The sequence below is a fragment of the Acidobacteriota bacterium genome (genome assembly GCA_003225175.1).
Classification (GTDB): Bacteria; Acidobacteriota; Terriglobia; order Terriglobales; family Acidobacteriaceae; genus Gp1-AA112.
This window is the reverse complement of record QIBA01000029.1, coordinates 91,179-102,887: the sequence shown is the minus strand read 5'-3', so window position 1 is coordinate 102,887 and position 11,709 is coordinate 91,179. Positions and strand designations below refer to the sequence as shown.

The 11,709-nt window shown below is 54.3% G+C and carries 10 protein-coding genes and 1 tRNA gene; 6 read left to right on the top strand and 5 right to left on the bottom strand.

What is annotated here, in order from left to right; translation table 11 throughout:
* Positions 1-389 precede the first annotated feature (389 nt).
* The 4 genes from DMG62_02210 to DMG62_02195 all read left to right on the top strand — a co-directional run bounded on the left by DMG62_02210 (position 390) and on the right by DMG62_02195 (position 3,330).
* A complete protein-coding gene (locus DMG62_02210; GenBank protein PYY24694.1) occupies positions 390-719 on the top strand; it encodes a hypothetical protein in 330 nt (109 codons plus the stop codon).
* A 383-nt stretch (positions 720-1,102) separates the two neighbouring features.
* The gene (locus DMG62_02205; protein ID PYY24715.1) at positions 1,103-2,596 is read left to right on the top strand and encodes a Zn-dependent hydrolase; all 1,494 of its coding nucleotides are present in this window, start codon (positions 1,103-1,105) and stop codon (positions 2,594-2,596) included.
* Between the two features lie 9 nt (positions 2,597-2,605).
* Complete coding sequence (locus tag DMG62_02200; protein ID PYY24693.1) at positions 2,606-2,941, top strand: hypothetical protein; 336 nt, start codon at positions 2,606-2,608, stop codon at positions 2,939-2,941.
* A gap of 29 nt (positions 2,942-2,970) precedes the next feature.
* A complete protein-coding gene (locus DMG62_02195; protein ID PYY24692.1) occupies positions 2,971-3,330 on the top strand; it encodes a permease in 360 nt (119 codons plus the stop codon).
* Here DMG62_02195 and DMG62_02190 read toward each other — a convergent pair.
* From DMG62_02190 to DMG62_02170, 5 genes are all read right to left on the bottom strand, one after another.
* A complete protein-coding gene (locus DMG62_02190; GenBank protein PYY24691.1) occupies positions 3,299-4,711 on the bottom strand; it encodes an amino acid transporter in 1,413 nt (470 codons plus the stop codon). The two genes, DMG62_02195 and DMG62_02190, sit on opposite strands and share 32 nt — an antisense overlap.
* Positions 4,704-6,212, bottom strand: a complete 1,509-nt coding sequence (locus DMG62_02185) for a sodium:solute symporter (GenBank protein ID PYY24690.1) — start codon at positions 6,210-6,212, stop codon at positions 4,704-4,706. Before DMG62_02185 ends, DMG62_02190 begins: the two co-directional genes overlap by 8 nt.
* A 107-nt stretch (positions 6,213-6,319) precedes the next feature.
* Positions 6,320-7,531, bottom strand: coding sequence for a hypothetical protein (locus tag DMG62_02180; protein ID PYY24689.1), 1,212 nt, complete (start codon positions 7,529-7,531; stop codon positions 6,320-6,322).
* A gap of 181 nt (positions 7,532-7,712) precedes the next feature.
* Positions 7,713-7,789: transfer RNA gene (locus tag DMG62_02175), tRNA-Arg, on the bottom strand.
* 420 nt (positions 7,790-8,209) lie between these two features.
* Positions 8,210-8,437, bottom strand: coding sequence for a hypothetical protein (locus DMG62_02170; protein PYY24688.1), 228 nt, complete (start codon positions 8,435-8,437; stop codon positions 8,210-8,212).
* Between the two features lie 152 nt (positions 8,438-8,589).
* Between DMG62_02170 and DMG62_02165 the strand changes: the two genes are divergently transcribed.
* Both DMG62_02165 and DMG62_02160 read left to right on the top strand, forming a co-directional pair.
* A complete protein-coding gene (locus DMG62_02165; protein PYY24687.1) occupies positions 8,590-8,970 on the top strand; it encodes an EVE domain-containing protein in 381 nt (126 codons plus the stop codon).
* A 4-nt stretch (positions 8,971-8,974) separates the two neighbouring features.
* On the top strand, positions 8,975-11,482 hold the full coding sequence (locus tag DMG62_02160; protein ID PYY24686.1) for a copper-transporting ATPase: 2,508 nt from the start codon (positions 8,975-8,977) through the stop codon (positions 11,480-11,482).
* Positions 11,483-11,709: the final 227 nt, after the last annotated feature.

Genomic DNA, 11,709 nt, shown 5'->3' with positions numbered 1-11,709 from the left:
ACCATAAAAAGCGGCAATTCCGTGATCATAAGAAGGCGTTTACTCAAATGGTTCCACTCACGGACACCGCGGCGAAAGACAGCAGCCCAACTCAGTAGCGACGTGGTCACTTTACGATTGGGGGTCTTCGCCGTCAATACGAGGACCCAATATATTGTGGATATTGCGTCACGAACACAGGATATCGCATCTGTGTTGCAGCAGATGAGTAAAGTCGCCATTCTCGGGGAAGTGCGAGAATCGTCGAGAGCTGTGGAAATCTTAACAGAATTCGGCTGCTTTGCCCCGTAAAAAGCGATCTTGACTGCGGTGAGTAAAAGGAAGACCGGGCTCTCAGTGTGCCGAGAGAGCAGAAGGGCGATCGTTTCGGTATAAGATTTGGGCGCGCTATGAAGAAGCAGCGTCGACACTTGAATGTTGTTCTTAGGCCCGAGCCAGAAGGCGGTTTCACGGCGGTCGTTCCTGCGCTGCCCGGCTATGTCACTTGCGGTCGGACGCTCGCCAGGGCTCGGACGATGGCGAAGGACACCATGACCGGTTACATCGAGAGTCTCAAAAAACGCAACGAACCTGTGCCTGGCGACGAGGAGACGCTAGTTACGTCGCTGGATCTTGAGTATGCCGAAGCTGCCCGCGATAAGCCGGGAGCAGTTATCACCTTTCTTGAGCAAGACGGAGTTATTCTCGATCACGTTTCAGGAAGCCCTCACATCTTGTAGCATCCCGCTTCGAAACGTCGCGCTCTTGTCCCTAAACACAATCGTGATATTCCAACGGGTACTTTGGTGGCGTTGTTACGAGACGCGGGCTTTACGCGGGACGAGTTGATTCGCTTTTGGCAGTAGCCTTGTCCGCCTGGTGACTTCCCCCTGTTAAAATCGCGCCCGTGCCCAGCCTAACAGCCCTGTCAGCAACGCTGCTGGTTTCTTCGTTACTCCTTGGACAATCAACTCAAAAAAAGACCGGATCAGCACCACATCACGGCACGTCGCGTTTTGCCAAGCCGCCGTATCTGGTCCCCGATCTCGCCGAGCGGTTAGCCAAATACAAGCGAGTTGTGATCCCGTTCGATAAGTCGAAGCTTTCGTCGCGCGAACTTCAGATGGTCATCAGACTTGTGGATGCAGCGAGGTACATCGATGAGATTTTCTGGCGCCAGAACGATCCCGACGGATTGGAAGTTTACAAGCGTCTGGAGAAGTCTCAGACTCCCAAAGACGTTCAACTGCGCCGGTTTCTGATGATCAATGGCAGCCGCTTCGACTTGACGAATGACAACAAACCGTTTATCGGAACGCAACAGATGTCGCCGGGACGCGGCGTGTATCCGGAGGGACTCTCGCGCGAGGAACTGGAGAAGTACGTTGTAGCGCATCCGGAGCAGAAGGATGAACTCTACAGTCCTTACACGGTAATCCGCCGTAATGGGAATGGCCTTGACGCGATTCCATACCACGTTGCTTATCGTCAGTTTCTGATTCCTGCAGCGAAGGCTATTCGCGAAGCCGCCGATTTTTCGGAAGACAAAGCCTTTGCCGACTTCCTTCGCCTTCGCGCTGACGCCTTCCTTTCGGACGATTACTACAAGAGCGACCTCGCCTGGGTCGATCTGCAGAATCCGAAGTTTGACGTGATCATGGCGCCCTATGAAACCTATATCGACGGCGTTCTAGGTGTTAAGACTTCATATGGCTCTGCCGTGATGATCCGCAATGAAGCGCAGAGCGCGAAGCTCGCAACATATCAGCAGCACGTGCCTGAGATTCAGGACGCACTGCCGCTCGCGCCAGAAGACCGTCCATCCAAGGCTGGTCAGCCCACGCCGATGGAGGTCCTCGACACGCCATTTCGCGGCGGAGACCTGCGTCACGGCTATCAGGCTGTCGCTGATAACCTCCCTAACGATCCACGCATTCACGAGCAGAAGGGAACGAAAAAGATCTTCTTCAAGAACTACATGGATGCGCGTGTGAACTACGTAATTCTGCCGCTTGCCAAGAGCATCATGGATCCGCAGCAGGCGGCGCAAGCGAGCGCGGAGGGATATATGGCATCGACGGTCATGCATGAGATTTGCCATGGACTTGGTCCTGCGTACTCGCGTACCTCCGCGGGCCGAAAAGATATTCGGGAGGCGCTGGCCGATGTGTTTCCTGGATTGGAAGAAGCGAAGGCTGATGTTGTGGGCATGTATAGTTTGAAATTTCTAATGGACAAAGGCGTCTTACCTAAAGAACGCGAACAGGAGTACTACGCGTCCTACGTCGCCGGAATTTTCCGCACGGTGCGTTTCGGCGTAGGCGAAGCGCATGGCCGGGCCGAGATGATGGAGTTCAACTACCTTAGCGAGCAAAAGGCAATTACTCGCGATCCGTCGGGCCGATATCACGTCGATTACACGAAGATGCCCGATAGCATCGCGGCACTCGCGAAAGAATTACTGGAACAAGAAGCCACTGGAGATCGTAACCGAGCCAGTGCCTGGTTCCAGAAATATGCCGTAATGCCGAGTGAACTCAGATCGAGTCTTGCGCAATTGCGCAAGGTGCCGGTTGATGTTGATCCCGTGCAGCCTTTTCCCGAAAAGGTTCAATAAAGGAGATCCATGCACAATATCGAAAAGCGGAAGTACGAGCGCGTTTCAATCCCAGGCGAGTCGGGTGCTTACATCGAGGACGCTAATGGAAAGCGGCTAGGCTCGCTGCGCGTAATCGGACAAGGTGGTCTCTTCTGTGAGTGCGATCCCAAAAGCTATCGTCCCGGAGAAGTGGTTCTGTTGCGCATCGTCGATCCCAGCGAGGGAATAGAGCGCAATCTGAGCTGCGAAGTTCGCTATACCGAGGATAAAGGGATTGGCTTTGCCTTCGAGGACCTGGGGCCGGACTCTGCAGTTGAAATCGGCGTCATCATCGGGAAGTACTACTCGGCACGGGAAAAGTAGCGACTCAAATCTGATCGAGAGGGCGCAGCATGACAATCGCGATTTCACTTGTGCTTGGCTTTTTGACTGGCATCTTGTCGGGGATGGTGGGAATCGGCGGAGGCATCATAATTATTCCCGCCCTGGTCTACGGATTCCATATGAACCAGCGCCGGGCGCAGGGTACGTCGATCGGTGTTTTGCTTGCCCCGATTGGAATTCTCGCCTTCGTCGAGTACTACAAGGCCGGCAACGTCGACGTGAAGATCGCCTTGCTCATCGCTCTAGGCTTCTTTTTCGGGGCGTATTTCGGTGGCTCATGGGCTCAACAGATACCGCAGAATGTTCTTAGAAAGATGTTTGCCGTCCTGCTTGCGGTTACCGCAGCGAAGATGTTTTTTCAGAAATAACCGTTCTGACTCGGGACTGCGAACGGAAGTACAGGAAGACGGGAATTCCGGCCAAGATCACGGCGCTTCCCAAGAGCGATCTCTTTAAATTCTCCGTAAACGTCGAATACAGCAGGAAGGCCGCAGCCACAATGAAGATTGCAGGCAGCACTGGATACCCCCACGCGCGATATGCTCGTTTCACGTCGGGCATTCGCTTGCGAAAGATGAAGATCGTGCTGGCCGCAATCATGTAGAAGAGCCACTCGGCGAAGATCGCTATGGAAAAAAGCTGCTGAAAGCGTGAGATCAGGAGCAGCAAAATGCAGGACAGCACAGCCTGGATGACCAGAGCCTTTCCCGGAGTGAAGTATTGTGGATGCACTTCCGCTAATGCGCGAAAGAAATAGCCGTCACGAGCCACGGCGAAGGGCACTCTCCCACCACTCATGACTGTGCCATTGAGACCCACGAGCATCGACAAAGCCATTCCTGCCGACACCACAGCCGCACCCACTGCGCCGATTGCAAGTCGCGTCGCCTCTGATGCAGGCCGTTCTGAGCCTGCGACCTGCACTGCCGGCAACACATACTGCACGGCGGCGTTTGTAGCCATGTACAAAGCAGCAACAGCCAACACGCCAACGATCAGGCCGAGCGGGATGTTGCGCTCAGGACGTTCGATCTCTTCACTTACCATGTTGAGGTCGTTCCATCCATCGTATGCCCATAGCGCAGCAACCAGGGCTAGCATGAAGCCCTTCACGCCGCCTATAGCTCCGGAATAAGCGGTCGAGAAGTTGGAAAAGGTTCCGCCGCTAAAGCTAAACGCGATGCCCACAATCGCGGCGATCATCAACACCTTGAGCCAAGTAAAGATGTACTGGAAGTCTCCGGCTTTTCGAACTCCGATGTAGTTCAAACCGGAGATCGCGATAGTCACGAGAATCGCCCCGAGTTGTGCCCACATGATCGCAAATGGTGTCGAGATCGCGTTGCTCGTAAGGAAGTGAAACGCGTTGAATGTACCCAAGATTCGCATCAGGCCAGTGGTGATCGTCGCAATAGAAGCGGGCTTTGCTATTACGAACCACGTCCACGCATACAGAAAGCCCGCAAGAGGTCCATATCCGTCGCGAACATAAACGTACTCGCCGCCCGCTTGCGGTTTGAGCGCTCCCAATTCGGCATAAGTGAGGGCTCCAAAGATCGAGAGAAGTCCGCCAACGATCCAAGCAAAGTAAACCAGTTTCGGCGAGCCTACGGCCTGCATCATTTCTTTTGGAACAAGAAAGATCCCGCTGCCGATAATGGTGCCGACCACGATGGCGATCGCATGGCGCAAGCCGAGCACTCTCGGGAGTTGGGCGGATTCTGTTCTAGCGATCACCGGGCTAAGCACGGACTCTCTGCAGCGATGGCGATGTAACGGCACTCACTGAATATCCGACAACGAATGTCACCACCGTTCCAATAGCTACTAGCCATGTATAAGAGATGCGCAAGCCGGTCCAACTCGCAAAGTGAGCTGCGCCCAGCCAGAGGTATAGATTGATTGCCAGTCCGCATACCATGCCGGCAATCGCTCCATTCTCGGTAGCACGGCGCGTGAGAATGCCAAGCAGAAAGACTCCGAGCAGCGAACCGTAAGCCACGGAAATGATCGTCAGGCCAATTTCAACCACGCGCCCTCCGTGCCTGGACAGCAACGCGAGGCCAAACAGCACGATTCCCCAAAGCACAGTTGCAAAACGGGAAATGGCAACGCGGCGTTGTTCAGTTGCCTGTGGACGAAGACGCAAGTAGAAATCCACGACCGTTGTCGAAGAAAGCGAGTTCAAAGCTGCGCTCAAGTTCGACATTGCAGCAGCCAGGATCGCGGCGATCAGGATTCCAGAGATTCCGTGTGGCATGCGGTTGACAATGAATGTCGGAAAAATACGGTCGGAGCTGGCAAATGCGGTCAAAGGAGGAAAGAGCTTGTAGAAAGCAAATAGGGAAGCACCGACTAATAAAAAAAGTCCAAACTGAGTGAAGATGAAGATACCGCTCGACAACAAAGCGAGCTTTGCCTGGCCCTCGTTCTTCGTTGCCAACAAGCGCTGCACCATCAACTGGTCCGTGCCGTGGGTGGAGGTTGTCAGGAAAGTGCCGCCTATCACTCCGGCCCAGAAGCTGTAGCTGTTCGAGGGACTGAAGCTGAAATCGAAGATACGAAACTTGCCAGCGCTGCCTGCGATGTGATCTACGACGCTCCAGCCTCCAGGTACCAAATGCAGGATGGTGAAGAATCCGATGATGGTGCCGGCGACGTAGATGGTCATCTGCACTACGTCGGTCCAAACTACCGCCGACATGCCTCCCTCGAACGTGTAGACCAGCGTCAGCAGCGTAATAATTGCGACGGAAATAATATCCCGAATTTCCGGCGTGATCCCGAAATGGGCAAAGATACTGCTGAGTGCGATGCCGACAACGATAGAAATTGCCCAGACGCGGACGCCTTCCGCCGCTGCGCGCGTCGCCAGGAAGAGTCCGGCAGTAAAGCGATGCAGGCGAGCTCCAAAACGCGCGTGGATGAGCTGATAAGCAGTGTAGAACTCTCCCCGAAAGTATTGGGGTATGAAGATAATGCAAATCATCACCCGCGCGATAAGATAGCCGAGCACAATTTGCAGGAAGCCAAAGTCGCGGTCGTATGCCAGGCCAGGAATGCTGATCACAGTCAACGTACTGGTTTCAGCAGAAACTATCGACAGCGAGATCGCCCACCAGGGGATATTGCGGTCCGCCAGAAAGTAGCTTTTGAGCGAACGGTCGGCAGAACGAAAGCGAATTCCAAATAGCGTAATGCCAAGGAGGTAGATCGCGATCAGGGCGAGGTCGAGGGCGTTCAGTCCCATGCAGAATATAAGGTCTCATGACAATACAGCACTCAAGAATGCGTGGGAAGGTATGTTTTTGAGCGTGGTCAGTTGCCGGCGCTAACGGACGCTTGACAGAGCTTGTCCTATTGCTTCGGCGTTGTAGCTTTTAATTCTTCGAGTTGCTTAAGCTTCTCGCGGATGCTCGGCGAATTGGGAGCGTTGGGTGCCATAGTGAGATACGCCTTTGCCTGTTCTACGGCTCCAGCAAAATCCTGTTTTTTCGCGAGAATGTCCCCCAAATAGAGAACTGCCATTGGTCTTCTGTGCTCAGTGTCGAGCGAGAGAAACTTGCGAAGGTTGCGTTCGGCACCGTCCATCTTGCCCAAGTTGAAACTACCAACTCCGCTAAAAAAATACGCTTCCGGGTAGGCGAGTGGAGCAAGTCTGTTCACTTGCTCGCTTAAGCGAACCGTCTCCTTCCAATTCTGCTGGTTCGCGGCAATCACAGCGAGTCCGAAGTATGGCTTGGCATATTGAGGATCGGACGCAATGGCTTGCGTGTAGTCTTTTGTCGCCGTGTCCAACTGCCTGGAACTCTGGTGAATCATGCCCAGCAGTGCCCATGCAGCGGCGAATTTGGGGTACTCCTGCACAGCTTTGTCGAGTTCCTTTTCGGCATCCTTCAAATTTTCTTTGGAGATGTCTTTTTGCGCTTTTTCATAGGCCTTGCGGGCACTCGGCGGCGCCTGCATCGTTGTCAGGCTGATGGTGGTCCCGCTGCCTCCTCCCAAATGCTGAAGAGTAATGGTATCCATGCGTATCTCACCAAAGCTGCCCTCTACACGAATCATTACATTGCTGGATTGAAACCCGGGAAGCAGGGCGCGAAGCTCACAACCGATGAGCTCGCGCGGGTTCACACCGCCAAGTCCGCTTGCTCCCGGAGCTCCCATGCTGGAACGACTCCCCGAGCCAAAACCACCTGCGCCGCCACTCTCAGAGACATCCTGCAGCTCGAAGTTTTGGCCGAGCTGAATCTGGTAGTGCCCTTTGGAGTCGGTGTAGCCCTCCTTGTGAGCTGATCCGCCACACACTTTCTCAATAGCGACCGGCTCCGGAGGCGATGTTCCATCCTGGAGAACCACGCTGCCAGAAATGTAAAGGATCTGACGTTCCGTCTGAGTATTCGGGAATCCCGTACCGGGCTGCGGAAAAGTTGGCGTAGTCGGTGTGCTCGGTCGGGTTCCACTAGAAGGGGTTCCGCTGGAACCGCTAGGACGCTGGGCGACCGTTGCTAAGCAAAAGCTAAAAATCGAGGCAAATGCAAGTGTCGAGCGGATGATGGAGCTTTTCATGAACGCGCCCCTCTTTTCCGGTCCGGAAACCCTGGCCTGATTCGCCTATGTTACGCCGATTCCGGCGACTTGGATGAGAAACTCACGGCCCGTGGGACGGGACGGCTTGGGTCCAACCGAAAGAAGTATCAATTCAGTCCAGAGTTCCGGACAGATTCTTTAGGATGCGGAATCAGGAAGATGGCGCGCCCTGAGAGATTCGAACTCCCGACCTTCTGATTCGTAGTCAGACGCTCTATCCAACTGAGCTAAGGGCGCGATTAGCGCAATGAGATGCCTAAAGAGGAAGAACTTTCGTGGACAAAAAATTATAGCAGAGCGGACTCTGCAGCACCGGAGAGCTGCTGCTAAATGCTTGTCAACAAAGACGATTTCCACAGGAAGGTTCGGGCATAGATTCTTGAATTCGGGCCCGCCCATTCTCGGTGCAGTGCCCGAGCAAAACCTACACTCCGTACCAGCGACTTCCAGAAAAGTTTACCAAGTACGCTCTCGCCCCGTTCCCCTAAGTCCTGCATTTTGAGTGAGTGGCAGTTGGCATTGGGGATGCTTTCTTCCACGACAGACGAAGTGGCGCGCAACGGGACGCTCTTGAGACTTACTCGGCCAGAGGATCTCTTGAGCGTCTCTTTGCTTTTGGGCAACCCTGTTCCAAACAACGTTACCTAGCATTTCTGCTTAGACGAATTCAACCTTTTCTCGAAGATCCATTCCCGCGCGGCGCAGAATTGCCGCAACCGTTTCTTCATTCAGACGAGATGCGTCATATTCGACACGCACGGTCTGCTGCGCTTCATCGAATTCAATTTTCCTTATGCCATAAACCTCTCGCGCATAAGTTAGCGCACGCAATTCGTTCTCTCCAGGCGGCGTGCCATAACGAAAAGCTACGTCGAGCTGCGTCATTGGGTTGAATTCCTCCAGAGATTCACAACCAAGCTACAGCAGAAAACAGGCATTTGCGAGCTGGTGATTCTTGCAAGCGCGCTTGAACTTGGGGATTCCACAGGTGCGGTATATGGTACTCAGAAAACAACCTTCCATATCGAGAAACTCAAATGAACTATCTGCTGAAAACCGAAGCTTCCGCTTACTCGTTTGCTGACCTTGAGCGCGAACAAACCACTATCTGGGACGGTGTGACCAATCCGGTCGCCGTAAGGAACCTTCGCAACATGAAGAGTGGCGACCAGTTGGTGATATATCACACGGGAGACGAGAAATGTGCCGTTGGAACTGCTTCAGTGGTCTCTGTCGATCCTTCCGATACGAAGAATCCCAAGGTAAGAATCAAAGCCGGCAAGCCAATCTCGCAACCTTTGAGCCTGGGAGACATCAAGCAGAAGAAAGCGTTTGCGGATTCGCCGCTGGTGCGGCAGGGCAGGCTGAGCGTAGTGCCACTCAGCGATGAGCAATACAAACTCCTGACTGGGTCATGAAAACATGCAGAACGAACTGAAAACTACGCCCGGCTCGGTGGTCGATCCCGTGTGCGGGATGCAGGTTGATCCTGCGCATGCCCGTGCGATTAGGGAGCACGGGGGCAATCACTATTTTTTTTGCTGCACCTCATGCGCAGAGCGATTCAGTGCTGATCCAGAAAAATATCTCAAAGCGTCGACACAGCCTTCCAGGGAATTGGTTCAGTTAGGCACAACGTCACCTCATGTCAGTAAGCAGCCCACGAGGCAGGAGGTAGCTAAACCCCCGACGTCACCCAAATATTTTTGCCCCATGGATCCGGAGGTCATTTTTACGAAACCGGCTTCGTGTCCCAAATGCGGAATGGCTCTGGAGCCGGAGCTGCTGAGCGCCACAACAACCGAGTACGTGTGCCCAATGCATCCGGAGGTTCTCTCCAACCGGTCCGGAGTCTGTCCGATCTGTGGCATGGCGCTTGAGCCACGCATTGCAGTAGGCGCAGCGGAGGAAGACGATGACGAGCTGCGCAGCATGCGCTTGCGTTTTTGGGTTGGCCTCGCTCTTACCATTCCTTTGCTCGTGATCAGCATGGGCGGCATGCTGAGGTCGGGCGGGCTGCATGAGTTCGATATGACGCGGGCTTCAGCATGGCTTCAGCTCGCCCTCGCAGCCCCCGTTGTTCTTTGGGGAGGCGCTCCTTTTTTTGAAAGAGGATGGAATTCCATCCGCAGTCGCAATCTCAACATGTTCACCCTGATTGCGATGGGTACGGGTGTCGCATTCCTCTACAGCCTCGTCGTGACGATTCTGCCTCGGGGGCTGCTGGCCAGAATCGCTCAAGGCATCGGACGCGCGGATCTCTACTTCGAGGTCAGCGCATCCATTACTGTCCTGGTTCTTCTCGGACAAGTCATGGAGCTACGCGCGCGCAAGGAGACCAGCGGTGCGATTCGCGCTCTCCTGGACCTGTCACCAAAGACTGCCCACAGAATTCAAGAATCGGGGAAAGACATTGATGTTCCAGTCGCGGACATTATCTTGGGCGATAGACTGCGTATTCGTCCTGGCGAAAAGGTACCCGTTGATGGGCGCGTAGTAGAAGGGAAGAGCAGTGTCGATGAATCGATGGTTACTGGTGAATCCCTGCCGGCGTTTAAGCAGCCAGGCGGCCAGATAATCGGTGGCACTCTGAACGGCACTGGATCGCTACTGATGGTTGCCGAGCGTGTGGGCAGCGAGACATTATTGGCGCAGATCGTAGCGATGGTTGCCTCGGCACAGCGCAGCCGCGCGCCGATTCAGCGTCTTGCTGATCAGGTAGCTGCCATTTTTGTCCCGGCAGTAATTGTGTGCGCCGCCGCCGCGTTTTTGGGTTGGTTCTTTTTTGGTCCGGAACCTCGCTTCGCTCATGCCTTGGTTAGCGCCGTGGCAGTACTCATCATCGCCTGTCCTTGTGCACTGGGATTAGCTACGCCGATGGCGATCATGGTTGGAACAGGAGAAGGCGCTCGTCACGGTGTGCTCGTGCGAGATGCGCGCGCGCTTGAGGCTATGGAGAAGATCGACACACTGATTGTTGACAAGACCGGAACTTTGACGCTGGGGAGGCCGGAAGTTACTGACGTTAAGGTCTTCGGCAACGTCTCCGAGAAAGACGTCTTGCAGGCGGTCGCCAGCGTGGAATCCCAAAGTGAACATCCGATTGCCGGTGCGATCCTGCGAGCTGCGCAATCGTTTGGATTGAGTCTGCTGCCGGTGTCGGACTTCGAGTCAGAAACTGGGAATGGGATTACGGCAACGTTGACTGCCACCGCTCGTCGCTTGCGGCTGGTAATTGGAAGCGCCGAACAAATGCGGAGAGCAGGTGTTGATGTGAGCTCTGCTGAAAGCGTGGCGCTACAACTGCGCACTCAGGCAAAAACCGTGCTATTTGCTTCGATGAATGGGGAACTCTCCGCACTGATTGCAGTAGCCGACCCAATCCGGGGGTCGACGCCAGATGTAGTGAAGGAACTGAGTGCGCAAAGAGTTCATGTCATCATGGCCACGGGCGACAATCGGACAACTGCCGAAGCCGTAGCTCGGCAGGTTGCCGTTGGGGAAATTCAGGCCGAAGTCACGCCTGAAGGTAAGGCTGAGCTCGTGCGCGATCAGCAATCGCGCGGCCGACGAGTGGCGATGGCTGGAGATGGCATCAATGACGCGCCTGCGCTGGCGCAGGCCGATGTTGGAATTGCGATGGGGACCGGTACCGATGTCGCTCTTGAGAGTGCCGATATTGCTTTGGTCAAGGGAGATTTGCGGGGCATCCTGCGGGCACGCCGGCTCAGTAAGGCGGTTATGCGCAACATTCGCCAGAATCTGTTCTTTGCTTTTATTTATAACGCGGCTGGGATCCCACTGGCTGCGGGGGCGCTTTACCCAGTATTTCACATGACGCTTAATCCGATCTTTGCCGCCGCTGCCATGAGTCTGAGTTCCGTTTCAGTGATTACGAATTCGCTAAGGCTGAGGCGGATATCGCTTTAGAGGTCCCGTCCAACATATGTTCAGAAAGAGCGAGATTAGCAGACACTTTTGAAACGGCCTGGAATTCCTTGAATTCTGCCCAAATCTGCGAAATTTGCTTCAAGGGCAGGGAACTAACGGGACTTCTGCGGATTTCTCCGCAAGCCATCCTGAACAAAGTTCTTAGAATTGTTTTGCTGCGCACTCAAATAAATAATTGGGGAACCTCCGGGAAAATTGCGGCGAGA

Coding starts and splice junctions, on each gene's coding strand:
- DMG62_02210 (PYY24694.1), top strand. CDS start 390: ATGAAGAAGCAGCGTCGACACTTGAATGTTGTTCTTAGGCCCGAGCCA.
- DMG62_02205 (PYY24715.1), top strand. CDS start 1,103: ATGGTCATCAGACTTGTGGATGCAGCGAGGTACATCGATGAGATTTTC.
- DMG62_02200 (PYY24693.1), top strand. CDS start 2,606: ATGCACAATATCGAAAAGCGGAAGTACGAGCGCGTTTCAATCCCAGGC.
- DMG62_02195 (PYY24692.1), top strand. CDS start 2,971: ATGACAATCGCGATTTCACTTGTGCTTGGCTTTTTGACTGGCATCTTG.
- DMG62_02185 (PYY24690.1), bottom strand. CDS start 6,212: ATGGGACTGAACGCCCTCGACCTCGCCCTGATCGCGATCTACCTCCTT.
- DMG62_02180 (PYY24689.1), bottom strand. CDS start 7,531: ATGAAAAGCTCCATCATCCGCTCGACACTTGCATTTGCCTCGATTTTT.
- DMG62_02170 (PYY24688.1), bottom strand. CDS start 8,437: ATGACGCAGCTCGACGTAGCTTTTCGTTATGGCACGCCGCCTGGAGAG.
- DMG62_02165 (PYY24687.1), top strand. CDS start 8,590: ATGAACTATCTGCTGAAAACCGAAGCTTCCGCTTACTCGTTTGCTGAC.
- DMG62_02160 (PYY24686.1), top strand. CDS start 8,975: ATGCAGAACGAACTGAAAACTACGCCCGGCTCGGTGGTCGATCCCGTG.